Annotated in this window: 13 protein-coding genes; 3 read left to right on the top strand and 10 right to left on the bottom strand. The window is 62.0% G+C overall.

Annotated features, from left to right (window positions below; all coding sequences use genetic code 11):
- Window positions 1–31 precede the first annotated feature (31 nt).
- Together ptsP and nagE are read left to right on the top strand one after the other, a co-directional pair.
- On the top strand, window positions 32–2,545 hold the full coding sequence (ptsP, locus tag KVQ74_RS17050; protein ID WP_217832340.1) for a phosphoenolpyruvate--protein phosphotransferase: 2,514 nt from the start codon (window positions 32–34) through the stop codon (window positions 2,543–2,545).
- 23 nt (window positions 2,546–2,568) lie between these two features.
- Window positions 2,569–4,284, top strand: a complete 1,716-nt coding sequence (nagE, locus tag KVQ74_RS17045) for an N-acetylglucosamine-specific PTS transporter subunit IIBC (RefSeq protein ID WP_217832339.1) — start codon at window positions 2,569–2,571, stop codon at window positions 4,282–4,284.
- A 677-nt stretch (window positions 4,285–4,961) separates the two neighbouring features.
- Here nagE and KVQ74_RS17040 read toward each other — a convergent pair.
- A complete protein-coding gene (locus tag KVQ74_RS17040) occupies window positions 4,962–5,273 on the bottom strand; it encodes a YqfO family protein (RefSeq protein ID WP_217832338.1) in 312 nt (103 codons plus the stop codon).
- Between the two features lie 5 nt (window positions 5,274–5,278).
- Window positions 5,279–9,175: a phosphoribosylformylglycinamidine synthase gene (gene purL, locus KVQ74_RS17035; RefSeq protein WP_217832337.1), complete on the bottom strand. Its 3,897-nt coding sequence runs from the start codon at window positions 9,173–9,175 to the stop codon at window positions 5,279–5,281.
- Between the two features lie 285 nt (window positions 9,176–9,460).
- On the opposite strand from purL, the gene mltF reads away from it, so the two are divergent.
- Window positions 9,461–10,921, top strand: a complete 1,461-nt coding sequence (gene mltF / locus KVQ74_RS17030) for a membrane-bound lytic murein transglycosylase MltF (protein WP_217832336.1) — start codon at window positions 9,461–9,463, stop codon at window positions 10,919–10,921.
- Between the two features lie 128 nt (window positions 10,922–11,049).
- Here mltF and pdxJ read toward each other — a convergent pair whose 3' ends face one another.
- The 8 genes from pdxJ to lptF form a co-directional block, all read right to left on the bottom strand.
- On the bottom strand, window positions 11,050–11,793 hold the full coding sequence (pdxJ, locus tag KVQ74_RS17025) for a pyridoxine 5'-phosphate synthase (protein ID WP_217832335.1): 744 nt from the start codon (window positions 11,791–11,793) through the stop codon (window positions 11,050–11,052).
- Window positions 11,794–11,839: 46 nt separating this feature from the next.
- Window positions 11,840–12,529, bottom strand: coding sequence for a DNA repair protein RecO (gene recO, locus KVQ74_RS17020; RefSeq protein WP_217832334.1), 690 nt, complete (start codon window positions 12,527–12,529; stop codon window positions 11,840–11,842).
- Window positions 12,530–12,702: 173 nt separating this feature from the next.
- Window positions 12,703–13,605: a GTPase Era gene (gene era / locus KVQ74_RS17015; protein ID WP_217832333.1), complete on the bottom strand. Its 903-nt coding sequence runs from the start codon at window positions 13,603–13,605 to the stop codon at window positions 12,703–12,705.
- The gene (gene rnc / locus KVQ74_RS17010; RefSeq protein ID WP_217832332.1) at window positions 13,598–14,287 is read right to left on the bottom strand and encodes a ribonuclease III; all 690 of its coding nucleotides are present in this window, start codon (window positions 14,285–14,287) and stop codon (window positions 13,598–13,600) included. The genes era and rnc overlap by 8 nt, the downstream gene beginning before the upstream one ends.
- Window positions 14,288–14,471: 184 nt before the next feature.
- A complete protein-coding gene (gene lepB / locus KVQ74_RS17005; RefSeq protein WP_217832331.1) occupies window positions 14,472–15,326 on the bottom strand; it encodes a signal peptidase I in 855 nt (284 codons plus the stop codon).
- A gap of 9 nt (window positions 15,327–15,335) precedes the next feature.
- Window positions 15,336–17,132: a translation elongation factor 4 gene (gene lepA / locus KVQ74_RS17000; RefSeq protein ID WP_217832330.1), complete on the bottom strand. Its 1,797-nt coding sequence runs from the start codon at window positions 17,130–17,132 to the stop codon at window positions 15,336–15,338.
- A 172-nt stretch (window positions 17,133–17,304) separates the two neighbouring features.
- The gene (gene lptG, locus KVQ74_RS16995) at window positions 17,305–18,366 is read right to left on the bottom strand and encodes an LPS export ABC transporter permease LptG (protein WP_217832329.1); all 1,062 of its coding nucleotides are present in this window, start codon (window positions 18,364–18,366) and stop codon (window positions 17,305–17,307) included.
- On the bottom strand, window positions 18,359–19,480 hold the full coding sequence (gene lptF / locus KVQ74_RS16990) for an LPS export ABC transporter permease LptF (protein ID WP_217832328.1): 1,122 nt from the start codon (window positions 19,478–19,480) through the stop codon (window positions 18,359–18,361). The genes lptG and lptF overlap by 8 nt, the downstream gene beginning before the upstream one ends.
- Window positions 19,481–19,736 lie beyond the last annotated feature (256 nt).

Raw genomic sequence — 19,736 nt, 5'->3', positions numbered from 1 at the left:
GCGCCCAACCGATTCCCGATGAGACCGAGCCATGCACAACAACAATAAAGAGCTGACCCTAAGCGCCCCGCTCAGCGGCCCGGTGCTGACCCTCGCCAAAGTCCCGGACGCGGTGTTCGCCAGCGGCGCGATGGGCGACGGGATCGCCATCGATCCGTTGAACGACACCCTGTATTCGCCGTGTGCCGGGGTGGTGATCCATGTCGCCCGCACCGGCCATGCGCTGACCGTGCGCGCCGACAACGGTGCGGAGATCCTCCTGCACCTGGGGCTGGATACGGTCGAGTTGCAGGGCGAAGGGTTCTCGATGCTGGTCAAGGAAGGTGTGCGGGTCAGCGCCGGCCAACCGTTGTTGCGCTATGACCTGGACAAGGTCGGCCGTCAGTGCAAAAGCCTCGTCAGTCTGTTGATCCTGACCAACAGTTCGGACTTCCAGGCTCGCCCCATCACCCTGAAAAACGTCAAGGTCGGCGAACCGTTGCTGCACATCGTCGCCCGGCAAAACACGGCGGTGAATGCCAATGAGCAGACCGGCCCCGAGGTTCACGGCCATGTCCGCGTCGCCCATCGCGGCGGTCTGCATGCGCGTCCGGCGGCGCTTATCCGCCAGACCGCACAAGGATTCAAGAGCCAGTCGCAGTTGCACTTCGCCGGCAAGACCGCGCCGTGCAACAGCCTGATCGGCCTGATGGGACTGGCGGTGGGCGAGCAGGATGAGGTGCAGGTCAGCTGTCAGGGCGTGGATGCGCAAGCAGCGTTGCAAGCGTTGCTCGGTGCCTTGTCCACCGCCCTGCCGGAAGATCATCACGTCGCCGCGCCCGTTGTGATTGCACCGCGCAACCGCCCCGCCGAGGCAGGCGTGCTGCACGGTGTCTGCGCAGCACCCGGGTTGGTCGGCGGGCCGCTGTTTCGTTTGAATGCGATCAGCCTGCCACCCGACTCCGGCGACCATGACCCCGCCCGACAACAGCAAGCCCTCGACGCGGCACTCGATCAAGTGCGCCGCGAAATCGACGGCACTCTCGCCCAGGCCCGCAAGCAGCGCAACAACGACGAAGAAGCGATCTTCGCCGCGCACCTGGCCTTGCTGGAAGATCCGGCCCTGCTCGACGCCGCGCAGCAATCGATCGCCCGAGGCTGCGCCGCGACCCATGCCTGGAGCCAGTCCATCGACGTGCAATGCGAGGTGCTGCAACACACCGGCAGCGCCTTGCTGGCCGAGCGCGCCAACGACCTGCGCGATCTACGGCAACGGGTGTTGCGTGCCCTGCTCGGCGAGGCCTGGCATTACGAAGTACCGACCGGCGCCATCGTCGCCGCCCATGAACTGACACCCTCGGATCTGCTGCAACTGAGCGCCCAGGGCGTCGCCGGGTTGTGCATGGCCGAGGGAGGCGCGACCTCCCACGTAGCGATTCTGGCGCGGGGCAAAGGCCTGCCATGCCTGGTCGCAGTGGGCTCGGCGTTGCTCGATCAGGCGCAAGGCCTGGCGGTGGTGCTCGACGCCGATGGCGGGCGCCTCGAACTGAAGCCCGCTGCCGAACGCCTCACTGATGTGCACCAGATTCAACTCGAACGCCAGCAACGCCGCGAAGCGCAGCAAGCCCAGGCTCATCTGCCAGCGCACACCCGCGATGGCGTGTCGATTGAAGTGGCCGCCAATGTCGCCTCCAGCCCCGAAGCGGCGGACGCCCTTGCCAACGGCGCCGACGGCGTCGGCCTGCTGCGCACCGAATTCCTCTTCGTCGACCGCCAGACCGCGCCCGACGAGGCAGAACAGCGCAGTGCCTATCAAGCCGTACTCGATGCCATGGGCGACAAATCGGTGATCATCCGCACCATCGACGTCGGTGGCGACAAACAACTCGATTACCTGCCCCTGCCGGCCGAAGCCAACCCGGTGCTCGGCTTGCGCGGCATTCGCCTGGCCCAGGCCCGTCCGGAAATCCTCGACCAGCAACTGCGCGCGCTGCTGCAAACCCGACCGCTGCACCGTTGCCGGATCCTGTTGCCGATGGTCACGGAGGTCGATGAGTTGCTGCACATCCGCCAACGGGTCGATGCCCTGTGCATCGAACTGGGCATCGCGCAGCGCCCGGAAGTCGGCGTGATGATCGAAGTCCCGGCCGCCGCCCTGTTGGCCGAACAACTGGCCGAACACGCCGACTTCCTGTCGATCGGCACCAACGACCTGTCGCAATACACCCTGGCGATGGACCGCGACCACGCCGGCCTCGCCGCGCGGGTCGACGCGTTGCATCCGGCGCTGCTGCGGTTGATCGCCCAGACCTGCGCAGGCGCGGCGGTGCACAAACGCTGGGTCGGCGTCTGCGGCGCCCTGGCCTCGGACCCGCTGGCAACGCCGGTACTGATCGGCCTGGGTGTCAGCGAACTGTCGGTGAGCCCGGTGCAAATCGGTGAAATCAAGGATCGCGTACGCCAGCTCGACCAGGCCGAATGCCAGCGCCAGAGCCACGAACTGCTCAAGCTCGGCAGCGCCTCGGCGGTGCGCCATGCCTGCCATCAACACTGGCCCCTGCGCTAATAACAACAAGAAGGAGAACCGCCATGTACCAACTCTTCATCGAAGGCCTGCAACGCCTGGGCCGCGCACTGATGCTGCCGATCGCGATCCTGCCGATCGCCGGCCTGCTGCTGCGCCTGGGCGACACCGATCTTTTGAACATTGCGATCATTCACGATGCCGGCCAGGTGATCTTCGCCAACCTGGCGATGATCTTCGCCATCGGCATCGCGGTCGGCTTCGCCCGGGACAACAACGGCACGGCAGGCCTGGCCGGGGTGATCGGCTATCTGGTGATGATCTCGACCCTCAAGGTGCTCGACGCCAGCATCAACATGGGCATGCTCGCCGGGATTGTCAGCGGCCTGATGGCTGGCGCGCTGTACAACCGTTTCAAGGACATCAAACTGCCGGAATACCTGGCGTTCTTCGGCGGCCGGCGCTTCGTGCCGATCGTCACCGGATTCGCCGCCGTCGGCCTGGGCGTGGTGTTCGGCTACATCTGGCCGCCGATCCAGCACGCCATCAACAGCTTCGGCAGCCTGATGATGGAAAGCGGCAGCTTCGGTGCGTTCGTGTTCGGCGTGTTCAACCGCCTGCTGATCGTCACCGGCCTGCACCACATCCTCAACAACATGGCGTGGTTCGTGTTCGGCAACTTCACCGACCCGACCACGGGTGCGCTGGTCACCGGCGACCTGTCGCGCTACTTCGCCGACGATCCGAAGGGCGGCCAGTTCATGACCGGCATGTTCCCGATGATGATCTTCGGCCTGCCCGCCGCCTGCCTGGCGATGTACCGCAACGCCCTGCCGGAACGGCGCAAGGTGATGGGCGGGATCTTCCTGTCGATGGCCCTGACCTCGTTCCTGACCGGCGTTACCGAACCCATCGAATTCGCCTTCATGTTCCTCGCCCCGCTGCTGTACCTGGTGCATGCACTGCTGACCGGCCTGTCGATGGCAATCACCAACGCATTGAACATTCACTTGGGCTTCACCTTCTCCGGCGGCTTCATCGACATGGTGCTGGGTTGGGGACGTTCCACCAACGGCTGGCTGGTGGTGCCGGTAGGCCTGGCGTATGCCGTGATCTACTACGCGGTGTTCGATTTCTGCATCCGCCGCTTCAACCTGAAAACCCCGGGACGCGAAGACGTCGCCACCACCGACAAAGCGGTCCTGACCGAAAACGAACGCGCCGGCGCGTACATCAAGGCACTCGGCGGCGCGGAAAATCTGGTCACCGTCGGCGCATGCACCACGCGACTGCGACTGGAAATGGTCGATCGCAACAAAGCCTCCGATGCGGACTTGAAAGCGTTGGGCGCAATGGCCGTGGTTCGTCCGGGCAAGGGCGGGAGCTTGCAGGTGGTTGTCGGGCCGATGGCCGACAGCATTGCCGATGAGATTCGCCTGGCGATGCCCGCATTGGGCCGAGTCGCAGCGACTGCTCCTGTCACGATCATCGAAACCAGCCAGCCCGTCGCAGTCTCCACACCCCAGGCCCAGCAATGGCTGACCGCCCTGGGCGGCAGCGACAACGTGCTGCAACTCGACTGCATCGCCATGAGCCGGATTCGCCTGCAACTGGCCGATGGCAAGGTGCTCTCGGAAAGCCGATTGAAAGAGCTTGGATGTTTGGGTGTCAGCGCGCTGGAAGATGGCGTGTGGCATCTGTTGGTGGGAGAACGGGCGCAGAGTTTGAGTGTGGCGCTGGAGGGGTTGGTCAATCGGAGTGAGGTGAGTGCCAAGGTTTAGGGCGACCTCTGAATCGATGGGTGGGGGTGATTTGACGCATCTTGGTGCGGACTCAGAATCTCCCCTCTCCCGGAGGGAGAGGGGACTGACCGAGTTGTTTGGGGGAGGTACGCCGACGTGAAAAACCGAGGTGAACTCGGGGTATGAAATGCATGCAACTCGAATCGTGCTTCCTCTGCTTCCTCTGCTTCCTTTGCTTCCTCCCCTTCTTCTGCTCCTTGCTCCTGCTCCTGCTCCTGCTCCTGCTTCAGCTTCAGCTTCTGCTTTCGCTCCCCACCACTCAACACGATGAGCGTTAGCTCGAGTAAAGCTTTTGACGTGCTGGCCACATCGGAAGGCTGAGTGGAGGGATTTATCCGGGGGTGGGAGCGCAGCGACCGTGCGGCGAAGCCGCATGCATCGAGAGGAGGTGCAGCGAAGCAAACCGTAGGCGATGCCCCCGGATGAATTCCGGAACGAAGGAACACCGAGCCACAGCGAGGTGCCGTACGCCGTGGCCTAGCCTTTTGGGTTACCTTTTTGGCGTTTGAAAAAGGTGACTCGCCGTAAGGGCGAAACCGCCATCAGCAACACCCGCAGCAACGGATATTCACTCAATCCCAACCCCAAACCCCAGAAACCAAAAAACCCGCTGAAATCACTCTCAGCGGGTTTCCCGTTTCAGCAGCCAAGGAAGATCAAAAATCCTCCAACCGCCAAACCTCATAAGCCGGCGTCTCGTAAGGATGGCTAGACTTCAAAGCCCCCACCACCCCATGAATCAACTCATCGCAGACAACAAGCTCGACCTTCCACTCCTCGACCCGCTCAACCTGCCCCGCCTGACCAATGAATGGCTGACTGCCGTCCAACGGTCGAAACTGGCCCAGACCCAGCACCTGCCACGCGCAGTGGTCATAGTCTCCGATCCGCCCGCCACCGGCAGCGAATACGGCGCTTTTGACCACCTCGACATGACTGTCGGGAACAAAAAACGCGAGCTTGTACACAGCGCTTAGTTCACCCAGACGCGTGCGTTACGGAACATGCGCATCCAAGGAGCGTCTTCGTTCCAGTCCTCCGAACGCCACGAGTTCTGCACGGCACGGAATACACGCTCCGGGTGCGGCATCATGATCGTTACGCGACCGTCACGGCTGGTGAGGCCGGTGATCCCACGCGGCGAGCCGTTCGGGTTAGCCGGGTAGGCTTCAGTGACCTTGCCGTGGTTGTCGACGAAACGCATCGCCACGCAACCGGACAGATCGGCTTCGAGCAGTGCCTCTTCGCTTTCGAATTCGGCATGGCCTTCACCGTGGGCGATGGCGATCGGCATGCGCGAACCGGCCATGCCCTGCAGGAAGATCGAGTTCGACTCCTGGATCTGCACCATTGCCACGCGCGCTTCGAACTGCTCGGAGCGGTTGCGCACGAAGTGCGGCCAGAATTCGCTGCCCGGAATCAGCTCGTGCAGGTTGGACATCATCTGGCAACCGTTGCACACGCCGAGGGTGAAGCTGTCGTTACGCTCGAAGAAGCCCTGGAACGCATCGCGGGCACGGCTGTTGAACAGTGCCGACTTGGCCCAGCCTTCACCGGCGCCGAGTACGTCGCCGTAGGAGAAACCACCGCAGGCCACCAGCCCCTTGAACTCGTTCAGGTCGACGCGGCCGGCCAGAATGTCGCTCATGTGGACGTCGATCGCGTTGAAACCGGCGCGGTCGAACGCCGCCGCCATTTCCACCTGACCGTTGACGCCCTGCTCACGCAACACGGCAACCTGTGGACGGATGCCTTTCTTGATGTAAGGCGCGGCGACGTCCTGGTTGACGTCGTAACTCAGCTTGACGCTCAGGCCCGGATTGTCCTCTTCCAGCAGCGCATCGAACTCTTGCTCGGCGCAGTCGGCGTTATCGCGCAGACGCTGGATCTGGTAGCTGGTTTCGGCCCACTGACGTTGCAGCAGACGACGCTGGCCATCGAACACGGTTTCGCCGTTGAAGGTGATGATGATCTGGCCGTTGTTGATCGGCTGGCCGATCACCGACACGCAGTCACCCAGACCGGCAGCGCTGAACTGCGCGAGGATGTCCGGCGTGGCGTCCTGGCGAACCTGGATCACCGCACCCAGCTCTTCGTTGAACAGAATCGCGGCGAGTTCAGCGGAGCTTTCGGCAACGCTGTCCAGGTTCAGGCTCAGGCCGCAGTGGCCGGCAAAAGCCATTTCCACCACGGAAGTCAGCAGACCACCGTCGGAACGGTCGTGGTAAGCCAGCAGGTGACCGTCGGCGTTGAGGCCCTGGATCACCGCGAAGAAGGCTTTCAGGTCTTCGGCGTCGTCGACGTCCGGTGCCTGGCTGCCGAGCTTGCCGTGAACCTGAGCGAGGATCGAGGCGCCCATGCGGTTCTGGCCGCGACCGAGGTCGATCAGGATCAGGTCGGTGGTGCCCTTGTCCATGCGCAGTTCCGGGGTCAGGGTCTGACGGATGTCAGCCACTGGCGCGAAACCGGTCACGATCAGGGACATCGGCGAGGTGACGGTCTTGTCTTCGCCCTTGTCGTTCCAGCGCGTGGCCATGGACATCGAGTCCTTGCCCACCGGAATGGTCAGGCCCAGCTCAGGGCACAGCTCCATGCCGACCGCTTTCACGGTGTCGTACAGACGCGCGTCTTCACCCGGGTGACCGGCGGCCGACATCCAGTTCGCCGACAGTTTGATGTCGGAGAGCTTGTTGATGCGCGAGGCAGCGATGTTGGTCAGGGTTTCACCGATGGCCATGCGGCCCGACGCCGGAGCGTCCAGCAGTGCCAGCGGCGTGCGTTCGCCCATGGCCATGGCTTCGCCGGTGTAGACGTCGAAACTGGTGGCGGTGACGGCGACGTCGGCCACCGGAACCTGCCATGGGCCGACCATCTGGTCACGGGCCACGAGGCCGGTGATGGTGCGGTCGCCGATGGTGATCAGGAAGCTCTTGCTGGCGACGGCCGGGTGATGCAGAACGCGTTCGATGCTTTCGCCGATGTCCAGAGTGCTCGGGTCGAAGTCGTCGCCCAGCTCGGCTTCGCGGACCACCGAACGGTGCATGCGCGGTGCCTTGCCCAGCAACACTTCCAGCGGCATATCCACCGGGTTGTTGCCGAAGTGGCTGTCGGTCACGGTCAGTTGCGGCTCGGCGGTGGCTTCACCGACCACGGCAAACGGGCAACGCTCACGTTCGCAGATCGCCTTGAAGCGCTCGAAGTCGGCAGGGCCGACGGCCAGCACGTAACGTTCCTGGGATTCGTTGCTCCAGATTTCGTGCGGGGCCATGCCCGGCTCGTCGTTTGGAATGTTGCGCAGTTCGAAACGGCCACCACGGTCGCCGTCGTTGACCAGCTCCGGGAAGGCGTTGGACAGACCGCCCGCGCCGACGTCGTGGATGAAGCTGATCGGGTTCTTGTCGCCCAGTTGCCAGCAACGGTCGATGACTTCCTGGCAACGACGCTCCATCTCAGGGTTTTCACGCTGCACGGAAGCGAAGTCCAGGTCCGCCGAGCTGGTGCCGGTGGCCATGGACGAGGCTGCGCCGCCACCGAGGCCGATCAGCATCGCCGGGCCGCCCAGCACGATCAGCTTGGAGCCGACGACGATCTCGCCTTTCTTGACGTGCTCTTCACGGATGTTACCCATGCCGCCAGCCAGCATGATCGGCTTGTGGTAGCCGCGAACTTCGTCACCGTGCGGGGTGGTGATCGATTGTTCGAAGGTACGGAAGTAGCCGGTCAGGGCCGGGCGACCGAATTCATTGTTGAACGCGGCGCCGCCCAACGGGCCTTCGATCATGATGTCGAGGGCGTTGACGATGCGCTCAGGCTTGCCGTACGGCACTTCCCATGGCTGTTCGAAGCCCGGGATCTGCAGGTTGGACACGGTGAAACCGGTCAGGCCGGCCTTCGGCTTGGCGCCACGACCGGTCGCGCCTTCGTCGCGGATCTCGCCACCGGAACCGGTGGACGCGCCCGGGAACGGGGCGATCGCGGTCGGGTGGTTGTGGGTTTCAACCTTCATCAGAATGTGTACCGGCTCCTGCACCGCGCCGTACTGGCGGGTTTCCGGATCCGGGAAGAAACGGCCGGCGACGTTGCCGACGATCACCGAGGCGTTGTCCTTGTAAGCCGACAGAACGCCTTCGCTGTGCATCTGATAGGTGTTCTTGATCATGCCGAACAGGCTTTTTTCCTGGCTCTCGCCGTCAATATCCCAACTGGCGTTGAAGATCTTGTGGCGGCAGTGCTCGGAGTTGGCCTGGGCGAACATCATCAGTTCGATGTCGTGCGGGTTGCGCTTCAGACCGTTGAAGGCGTTGACCAGGTAGTCGATCTCGTCTTCGGCCAGGGCCAGGCCCAGCTCGGTGTTGGCCTTTTCCAGCGCGGCGCGACCGCCGCCGAGGATGTCGATGGCGGTCAGCGGCTTCGGCTCGGCGTGGCTGAACAGGCCGGCGGCCTGCTCGAGGTTGCCGAGAACGAGCTGGGTCATGCGGTCATGCAGCACGTCTGCAATCTGTTGCGCTTCGGTTTCGCTGAACTGGCCGGCCACGTAGAACGCGATACCGCGCTCCAGGCGCTGGATCTTGCCCAGACCGCAGTTGCGGGCGATGTCGCTGGCCTTGCTCGACCATGGCGAAATGGTGCCAAACCGTGGCAGCACCAGGAACAGACGACCGGTCGGCTCTTGAACCGGAACGCTTGGACCGTACTTCAGAAGGCGCGCGAGCACCTGCTGTTCGTCGCCGGTCAGGACGCCGGTAACTTCGGCGAAGTGAGCGAATTCAGCATACAAGCCACTGACAGCCGGAACCTTCTGGCTCAGTTGCTCAAGGAGTTTGCTGTGGCGAAAGGCAGAAAGGGCAGGAGCGCCGCGCAGGATCAACATCTTCGGGACAGCCTCGGGAAGGGGTGTGCTTTGAGGCCGTGCATTCTAGCCTAAACCGCCCTCAACATCACCCGAAACGCTACGCACGGTTGCACCCGGATGTCGGCCGTTGTTCCTGCCTCGAAGGTCAAATTCCGGGGGTGCGGGACAGCGGCTTATTTTTTCTGTCACAAATCAGTGCTAGAGCCCGTTCCTGCGGGCTCGCGAGGGGTTTTCCAGCCTCTAGCAGACAACCCCTTCACTGTCGAGATATGGCGCTCACGGTCCTTTGCGTATACTGCGCACATGTTTTCCCCAACGGCTTTGCGTCCGCGATACGCCAAATGGCTGATCGCTACCGGACTCTTCCTGATGCTCAGTGGCTGTGTTGATAAACCCAACACACTCGAGCGCGTAAAGGAGGATGGCGTGCTGCGGGTGGTCACCCGCAACAGTCCCGCCACCTACTTTCAGGATCGCAGCGGTGAAACCGGCTTCGAATACGAGCTGGTGAAGCGCTTCGCCGACGATTTGGGGGTCGAGCTGAAAATCGAGACCGCCGACAACCTCGACGATCTGTTCGACCAGATCGGCAAGCCGAACGGCCCGGTCCTCGCCGCCGCCGGTCTGGTCAGCAGCGAGCAGCGCAAGCAGCAGGTGCGCTTCTCCCACTCCTACCTCGAAGTCACCCCGCAGGTCATCTACCGCAACGGCCAGTCACGGCCGACCGACGCCGGGGATCTGGTGGGCAAGAAGATCATGGTGCTCAAGGGCAGCACCCACGCCGAGCAACTGGCAGAGCTGAAAAAGAAATTTCCCGGCATCGAATACGAAGAGTCCGACGCGGTTGAAGTGGTCGACCTGTTGCGCATGGTCGACGAAGGGCAGATCGACCTGACCCTGGTCGATTCCAACGAAGTGGCGATGAACCAGGTGTACTTCACCAACATCCGCGTCGCCTTCGACCTCGGCGACGCACGCAACCAGAGCTGGGCGGTGGCCGCTGGCGAAGACAACAGCCTGCTCAACGAGATCAACAGCTACCTGGACAAGGTGCAGAAGAACGGCACCCTGCAGCGTCTGAAGGATCGCTACTACGGTCACGTCGACGTGCTCGGCTACATGGGCGCAACGACCTTCGCCCAGCACTTGCAGCAGCGCCTGCCCAAGTACGAACAGCACTTCAAGACCTACGCCAAGAAAGAGAAAGTCGACTGGCGCCTGCTGGCCGCCATCGGTTATCAGGAATCGCTGTGGCAACCGGCTGTCACCTCGAAGACCGGCGTACGCGGCCTGATGATGCTGACCCAGAACACCGCCCAGGCCATGGGCGTGTCCAACCGTCTCGATCCGAAGCAGAGCATCATGGGCGGCGCCAAGTACCTGGCCTACATGAAGGATCAGCTCGACGATTCGATTCAGGAGCCGGACCGCACATGGTTCGCCCTCGCCGCCTACAACGTCGGCAGCGGCCATCTGGATGACGCGCGCAAACTGGCGTCCCGGGAAGGTTTGAACCCAGACAAGTGGCTGGACGTGAAGAAGATGCTCCCGCGCCTGTCGCAGAAACAGTGGTACAGCAAGACCCGCTACGGTTACGCCCGTGGCGGCGAACCCGTGCATTTCGTGGCGAACATCCGTCGCTACTACGACATCCTGACCTGGGTGACCCAGCCGCAGCTCGAGGGCGATCAGGTCGCCGAGGGCAATCTGCATGTGCCGGGGATCGACAAGTCCAAGCCGGCCCAGGAAACCCCGCCGCTCTAACCTCGCCCCAAAAACAAATGTGGGAGCGGACTTGCTCGCGAAGGCTTGGTGTCAGTCGACCAACTCTCCGACTGATGCACCGCATTCGCGAGCAAACCCGCTCCCACATGAGTGTTTCGTGTTGATGATCAGGCTTTGGCGGCAGCCAGGATCAGCGCTTTCATCTCCGACACCGCCGACTTGAAGCCCACGAACAGCGCATGCGCCACCAGCGCATGGCCGATGTTCAGTTCGTTGATGCCCTTGATCGCCGCCACCGCCTCGACGTTGTGGTAGTGCAGACCATGACCGGCGTTGACGATCAGGCCCTGGGCCAGACCAAACGCCACCCCGTCGGCCACGCGCTTGAGCTCTTCAGCCACTTCCGTCGGGGTTTCGGCATCGGCGTAGCGCCCGGTGTGCAATTCGATGGCCGGCGCGCCGACCCGCTTCGATGCCGCGATCTGGCGCTCGTCAGCGTCGATGAACAGCGACACTTCGCTGCCGATTTTCGACAGACGCTCAACGGCAGCCTTGATCCGCGCCTCCTGCCCCGCCACATCCAGACCGCCTTCGGTGGTCAGCTCCTGACGGGTTTCCGGCACCAGGCAAATGTGCGCCGGACGAATGCGCTCGGCGAACGCCATCATTTCTTCGGTGACACCCATTTCGAAGTTCATGCGAGTTTGCAGCACGTCCTTGAGCAGCAACACGTCGCGCTCCTGAATGTGCCGACGGTCTTCACGCAGATGCACGGTGATGCCATCGGCACCCGCCTCTTCCGCGTCCAGCGCTGCCTTGACCGGATCCGGGTAGCGCGTGCCACGGGCCTGACGCAGGGTGGCGACGTGGTCGATGTTCACGCCAAGAAGAATGCGATTGCTGGTGGTCACGGATGCGCTCCTGAATGGAAAGATTCGGCGCACAGCATACACGGGGCTACGGTTTGCGAAACAGTTCGCGACTGACAAGAGGCCGACCACCAAGATGAACAGCCAATGCCTGACGCATCAGGCGCTTGGCGGCGGACAACGCGCCGGGGGCCGACCAGTCGGCGTCGGCCATGGCCAGCAGTTCGGTGCCGTTGAACAGGCCCGGCTGCAGCAGAAAGACCCGCTCTAGCCCGGCATCCACCTGCAAGCGATAAAGGCCATCCGCCGCGACAGGTTCGCCGTGGATATCGGTGCTCAAGGCAAAGCCGTAGCCCAGATCATCGAGCAGCCGCCACTCGAAAGATCGCAGCAATGGCTCCAGCGGCCGTCCTTCAGCCAGTGCCAGCAAGGTCGCGGCATAGTGATCGAACACCGCCGGATGCGGGTCTTCGGCGGGCAGCAAACGGATCAACAGCTCGTTTAGATAGAGACCACTGAACAGCGCCTCGCCATTGAGCCAGGCTGCCGTGCCAACGCCTTCCATGCGCCCGACATTCTTCAGCTCGCCGCGCCCGCGAAACTCGACCTCCAGCGGCACGAAGGGCCGCGCCAGCGTCCCGGCCTTGCCTCGCGCGCTACGCAATACCGCCCGCAGCCGACCTTGCGGCGTAAGGAAATCCACCAGCGCGCTGGTCTCGCGGTAGGCGCGCGAATGCAGAACGTAGGCGAGTTGGGCAGGTGGCGGCGTTTGCGACATAGCGGTCAGGGTTCTCGAAAGGAATCACGATCCTGTAAACAACCTGAAACCAATGTGGGAGCGGGCTTGCTCGCGAAAGCGGTGTGTCATTCGACATAAACGTTGAATGTTCAACCGCATTCGCGGGCAAGCCCGCTCCCACAAGAGGTTTCTGGCGTCTCGGAAACTTGGCTTTACAGGTCGCCGTAACCCAGCGAACGCAAGGCACGCTCGTCGTCGGACCAGCCGCCCTTCACCTTGACCCACAGGTTGAGCATGATCTTGGAGTCGAACAGCAACTCCATGTCCTTGCGTGCCTCGGTGCCGATGCGCTTGATGCGCTCGCCCTTGTCGCCAATGATGATTTTCTTCTGACCGTCACGTTCGACGAGGATCAGCGCGTGGATGTGCAGGGTCTTGCCCTGCTGCTTGAACTCTTCGATCTCCACGGTGATCTGGTACGGCAGCTCGGCGCCCAGCTGACGCATGATCTTCTCGCGCACCAGTTCGGCGGCGAGGAAGCGGCTGCTGCGATCGGTGATCTGGTCTTCCGGGAAGAAGTGATCGTTCTCCGGCAGATGCTCGGCGATCACGCGCTCCAGCGCATCGAGGTTGTGTCCGTGCTGCGCCGAAATCGGGATGATCTGTGCGTTCGGCAACTGTTCCTGCAACCAGGTCAGGTGCGGCATCAGTTCGGCCTTGTCTTCGATGCGGTCGGTCTTGTTCAGCGCGACGATCAGCGGACCGGTCACGTACTGCACGCGCTCCAGCACCATCTGGTCCTCTTCGGTCCACTTGGTACGGTCGACCACGAAGATCACCACGTCGACGTCTTTCAACGCCGCCGAAGCGGTCTTGTTCATGTAGCGGTTGAGTGCCTTTTCGCCGCCCTTGTGCATGCCGGGGGTATCGACGTAGATAGCCTGCACATCGCCTTCGGTCTTGATCCCGAGCATGTTGTGGCGGGTGGTCTGCGGCTTGCGCGAGGTAATCGCCAGCTTCTGACCCAGGATGTGGTTCAGCAGCGTGGACTTGCCCACGTTGGGACGGCCGACGATGGCAACATAGCCACAGCGCGTTGCGTTTGTATCAGTCATTGCCATTCTCCACACCCAGGGCAATCAGTGCTGCGGCGGCCGCTACCTGTTCGGCAATGCGACGGCTTACACCCTGACCTCGGCTTTTTTCGTTCAGTAATACCACTTCGCACTCGACGAAGAAGGTTCGGCAGTGCGGCTCACCCTGGATGTCCACGACCTCGTAACGCGGCAGTTCGCAACTGCGCGATTGCAGGAATTCCTGCAGGCGGGTCTTGGGATCCTTGTTGGTGTCGACCAGTGTCAGGCCTTCGAATTCGCCGGCCAGCCAGGCCAGCACGCGCTCGCGGGCCACTTCCATGCCGGCGTCGAGGTAGATCGCACCGATCAGCGCTTCGAGGGCGTCGGCCAGGATCGACTCGCGACGGAAACCGCCACTTTTCAACTCGCCGGAGCCCAGGCGCAGGTAGTCGCCCAGATCAAAACCACGGGCCAGCACTGCCAGGGTCTCACCCTTCACCAGCCGGGCGCGCAAACGCGACAACTGGCCTTCGCGGGCCAGCGGGAAGCGTTCGAACAACGCTTCGCCGGCGACAAAGTTGAGGATCGCGTCGCCAAGAAATTCCAGACGCTCGTTGTTGCGCCCGGCAAAACTGCGGTGCGTAAGGGCCAGGACCATCAGTTCCTGATCCTTGAAGGTATAACCGAGCTGACGCTCGAGACGGCTTAGAGAAACGCTCACGGTTTGACCACGCTGAGTTCGTGGCTGGTTTCCACTGCCATCGCCGGGATACGACGCAGGCCTGGGACAATTAACGCTGTGTTCAAAAATAACGTCCTGAATTTCGTTGGCTTCATGCGCACGGAGCCGATTGTGCCGGTTCCAGAAATGCATTCGGCGCTGTGGTCAACAGCGCCGTGTGTGATTACTTGATCAGGCCGACCCGCGAGAAGTTCGGCAGGTGGCTGAGTTTCGGCTCCGGCCAGCTCATCCAGACCGCGAAGGCCTTGCCGACGATATTGCGGTCGGGAACCATGCCCAGCAGGTCCTTGGGAATGTTCGGATCATCCCAGTAGCGACTGTCGTTCGAGTTGTCGCGGTTGTCGCCCATCATGAAGTAGTGCCCGGCCGGCACGGTCCAGCTATGGTCCGGGGTGGCGCGGTAACGGCTCATTTCCTTGCGGATCAGGTGCTCGGCTTCGCCGAGTTTTTCCTTGTACAGCTCCGCGCTGCCCAGGGTGCCCGGCTCGGAACCGACCAACTGCTCGGCAATCGACTCGCCATTGACGAACAGGCGCTTGTCGGCGGTGTAGCGCACCGTGTCGCCCGGCAGGCCGACCACACGCTTGATGTAGTTGACGTTCGGATCGCTCGGGTAGCGGAACACCATCACATCACCGCGTTGCGGGTTACCGACTTCGATGACTTTCTTGTCGATCACCGGCAGGCGGATCCCGTAAGAGAACTTGTTCACCAGAATGAAATCGCCGACATCCAGGGTCGGTTTCATCGAGCCGGACGGAATCTGGAACGGCTCGACCAGAAACGAACGCAGCACCAGCACGATGAACAGCACCGGGAAGAACGACTTGCCGTATTCGACCAGCAGCGGTTCCTTGTTCAGTTTTTCCACCACCAGCACATCAGGCTGGCTGACGCTGCCCTGATACGAAGCGATGGCGGAACGCCGACGCGGTGCCAGGATCAACAGATCGAGCAACGCCAACAGGCCGCAGACGAACACGGCGATAACCAGCAACAGCGGGAAATTTAGTGACATAGGACCTGACTATTCCAACCTGAGCACGGCGAGGAAGGCTTCTTGTGGAATTTCCACGTTGCCCACCTGTTTCATGCGTTTCTTACCGGCCTTCTGCTTTTCAAGCAGCTTTTTCTTACGGCTCACGTCGCCGCCGTAGCATTTGGCCAATACGTTCTTTCTGAGCGCCTTGACGGTTGTCCGGGCGACGATCTGACCGCCGATGGCGGCCTGGATGGCCACGTCGAACATCTGACGAGGAATCAGTTCTTTCATCTTCTCGGTCAGCTGGCGACCTTTGAAGTGAGAGTTGTCGCGGTGCACGATCAACGCCAGGGCGTCGACCTTGTCACCGTTGATCAGCACGTCCAGCTTCACCAGATTAGCCGATTGGTAACGATCGAAATGGTAGTCCAGCGAAGCATAGCCGCGACTGGTGGATTTCAGACGGTCGAAGAAGTCGAGAACCACTTCGTTCATCGGCAAATCGTAGGTGACCTGCACCTGATTGCCGAGGAACAGCATGTCGACCTGTACGCCACGCTTCTCGATGCACAGGGTAATGACGTTGCCCAGGTGCTCCTGCGGCACCAGGATGTTGGCGCGCACGATAGGCTCGCGCATGTCTTCGATGGCCGAAACGTCCGGCAGCTTCGACGGGTTATCGACGTAAATCGTTTCACCGGTTTTCAGCACCAGCTCGAAGATTACCGTCGGCGCCGTGGTGATCAGGTCCAGGTCGTACTCGCGCTCGAGACGTTCCTGGATGATTTCCATGTGCAGCATGCCGAGGAAGCCGCAACGGAAGCCGAAGCCCAGGGCGTCGGAGCTTTCCGGGGTGTACTGCAGCGACGAGTCGTTCAGGGTCAGTTTCTGCAACGCTTCGCGGAAGTCCTCGAAGTCGTCGGAGCTGACCGGGAACAGACCGGCGTAAACCTGTGGCTGGATGCGTTTGAAGCCGGGCAGCACTTCAACGTCCGGGGTGGAGCTGAGGGTCAGGGTGTCACCGACCGGCGCACCATGAATGTCCTTGATGCTGGCAATGATGAAGCCCACTTCGCCAGCCTTCAGATCGGCGGTGTTGGTGTGCTTGGGCGTGAACACGCCGACGCTGTCGACCAGATGCACCTTGCCGGTGGATTTCACCAGGATCTTGTCGCCCTTCTTCACGCGGCCTTGACGCACGCGCACCAGGGAAACAACGCCCAGGTAGTTGTCGAACCAGGAATCGATGATCAGCGCTTGCAGTGGCGCGTCGATTTCGCCGGTCGGCGCAGGAATGGTGGCAACCAGACGCTCCAGAACCTCGTCGACACCCAGGCCGGTCTTGGCGCTGCAAGTGACGGCGTCGGCAGCGTCGATGCCGATGATCTTCTCGATCTCGTCCTTGACGCGATCAGGCTCGGCCTGTGGCAGGTCGATCTTGTTCAGCACCGGCATGACCTCAAGGCCCTGCTCGATGGCGGTGTAGCAGTTGGCTACGGACTGGGCTTCAACGCCCTGACCGGCGTCGACCACCAGCAAGGCACCTTCACAGGCCGCCAGGGAACGGCTGACTTCGTAGGTGAAGTCGACGTGGCCCGGGGTGTCAATGAAGTTCAGCTGGTAGTTGATGCCGTCTTTGGCTTTGTAATAAAGGGTGACGCTGTGGGCCTTGATGGTGATCCCGCGTTCACGTTCCAGCTCCATGGAGTCCAGTACCTGGGCTTCCATTTCACGATCGGCCAGGCCGCCGCACATCTGGATGAAGCGGTCAGCCAGCGTCGACTTGCCATGGTCAATGTGGGCGATGATGGAGAAATTGCGGATATGACTCAAATCACTCACGGATCAACACTCAAAAAGGCTGCAGGCTTGGCCCGCCGAAAAATAGCCGGGGATTGTACCTGATGCACGGCGCAAGCGTCACGTTCGCCTGTCACCCGGATTGCATGCAAAAACGCCCCGATCTGTCGACCGGGGCGTTTTCAAGGCTAAAGCCTGGGTGAAACCTTGTTCATCAACCGGCTCGACGCAGCAACCAGACCCCCGCCAGCGCACAGACACCGGCAGGCACCAGCACCGCGAACAGCGGCGAGAAGCCGAATACCAGACTGGACGGGCCAAGCAGGTCCTGAACGATGCGGAAGGTGAAGCCCACCAGTACGCCGGTAAATACCCGCTGACCGAGGGTCACCGAACGCAGCGGACCGAAGATGAAGGAAATCGCCATCAACACCAGCGCGGCGGTCACCAGCGGCTGCAACACCTTGACCCAGAACGCCAGCCAGTAACGGCCGTTGCTCAGGCCCTGGTCGGCCAGATAGTGGATGTAACCCCACAGGCCCGAAATCGACAGCGATTCCGGTGCCATCACCACCGTGCTCAGCAACTGCGGGCTCAGCGACACGTCCCAACGCTCGCTTGGCGCATTGACCACTTCGGTGCTGCGCTCATGGAACAGCGTGGTGGTGATGTCGGTGAGCTGCCAGTGGCTGCCGTCGAACTCGGCGCGCTTGGCGAAGCTGGAGCTCAGCAGGTGGCGTTCCTTGTCGAAGTGATAGCGGGTCACGCCATACAACAGACCGTTAGGCTGCACGGCGTTGATATGGATGAACTCATCGCCCTGACGGTGCCACATACCGTGCTTGGCGCTTTGCGCGTCGCCGCTGCCTTGCGCCAGCGAGCGATTGGCCTGCGCCATGCTTTCGGTGGCCGGGGCCACGTACTCGCCGATCAGCACGCCGGCCAGCATCAGCACCAGCATCGGCTTCATCACCGCCCAGACGATGCGCCCGATCGACACGCCAGCCGCTCGCATCACGGTCAGCTCGCTGCTGCTCGCCAGACTGCCGAGGCCGATCAGGCAACCAATCAGCGCCGCCATCGGCAGCATTTCGTAGAGTCGGCGCGGCGCGGTGAGCAGTACGAAGCTCAGGACATCGACCAGGGTGTAGGTATCGCTGGCATCGCCCATCTCGTCGATGAAGGCAAACAGGGTCGCCAGGCCAAGAATGATCGCCAGCACGGCGATGATCGCCATGAACACGCTGCTGCCGATGTAGCGGTCGAGTTTAACCACGGGCCACCTCCAGCGCAGCGCTGCGACGGGCAGCCAGCTTCAGGCGCAGCGGTTCCCAGTACAACAGGACAAGGCCGATGGCGAGGAAGATCGCATGCACCCACCACAGGCCGAGGGCCGGTGGAATCTTGCCCTTTTCCAGGGCGCCGCGGGCGGCAATCAGGATGGTCAGGTAAGCCATATAAAGAAGAATCGCCGGCAGCAGCTTGAGGAAACGCCCCTGGCGCGGGTTGACGCGCGACAGCGGCACCGCCATCAGGGTCACGATGAACACCAGCAATGGCAGAGAAAGGCGCCATTGCAGTTCAGTCTTGGAGCGGATGTCGTCACTGCCCAGCAGGGTCGAGGTCGGCATCGCGTCACGGTCGGTGACTTCCTCGCTGACGTCGGGCTTGGGCAGCAGCACGCCATAGGTTTCGTAATGGATGGCCCGGTAATCGGCCTGGCCCGGACTGCCATCGTAACGGTAGCCATTGGCAAGAATCAGGTAACGGTTGCCATCGGGACGGATTTCCTGACGACCCTTTTCGGCCACCAGCACCGAGATTCCGCGATCTTTCTGGTTGGCACCCAAATTCTTCTGCGAAATGAATACGCTGCCCAGGTTGACCCGGTCGTCGCTCAGGGTTTCGGTGTAAGTCACCCGGGTCCCGTCGCGCAGTGCCTGGAAGCGGCCCGGCTCAAGGGTGTCGAACTCGGTCAGGGCGTCCTGCTTGTTCAGCAGCAACTGGAACTGGTTGGCGCCTTGCGGGGCCAGGCTCAGGCTCAGCCACGCAACGACCAGGGCGACCAGAGTGGCCGGGAACAAGGTGATGCGGAACAGGCGCTGCTGGCTCATGCCGGTCGCCGACAGCACCGTCATTTCGCTTTCCAGGTACAACCGGCCATACGCCAGCAGAATCCCGAGGAACAGGCCCAGCGGCAGGATCAGTTGCATGAAGCCCGGCAGGCGGAAGCCCATGATCAGGAACAGCGATCCCGGATCGAGCTGGCCCGCAGCGGCCTGGGCAAGGTATTTGATGAAGCGACCGCTCATGATGATGACCAACAGCACGGCGCTCACGGCGCTCAGGGTCAACAGGACTTCGCGGGACAGATAACGGAAGACGATCAAACCAGACACTCCAGGGTTGTCAGGCTAAGGCGGCCAAACAAGCAAACGTATCAGCCGGCCCGCAAGGCAGAGCCGCCGAAAAAAGATGCGGCATTATCCTGTGATTGGGCCCGCCTGTCACTGCGCACACTCATGCAAGCGTGCAATCCGTTGAAGATCGTACAACCGAGGGTTGTCAGGCGCGGTGGGCGAGGTTCACACTGCCGCCTCTGTCGCAGGCGCTGGCCTGCGCTTCTTCTATCTATAAGCAGGCGAT

The sequence above is a fragment of the Pseudomonas botevensis genome (genome assembly GCF_019145475.1).
GTDB classification, from domain to species: Bacteria; Pseudomonadota; Gammaproteobacteria; order Pseudomonadales; family Pseudomonadaceae; genus Aquipseudomonas; species Aquipseudomonas botevensis.
The sequence above is the reverse complement of the archived record's forward strand: the minus strand, read 5'-3'. Positions and strand labels throughout refer to the sequence as shown.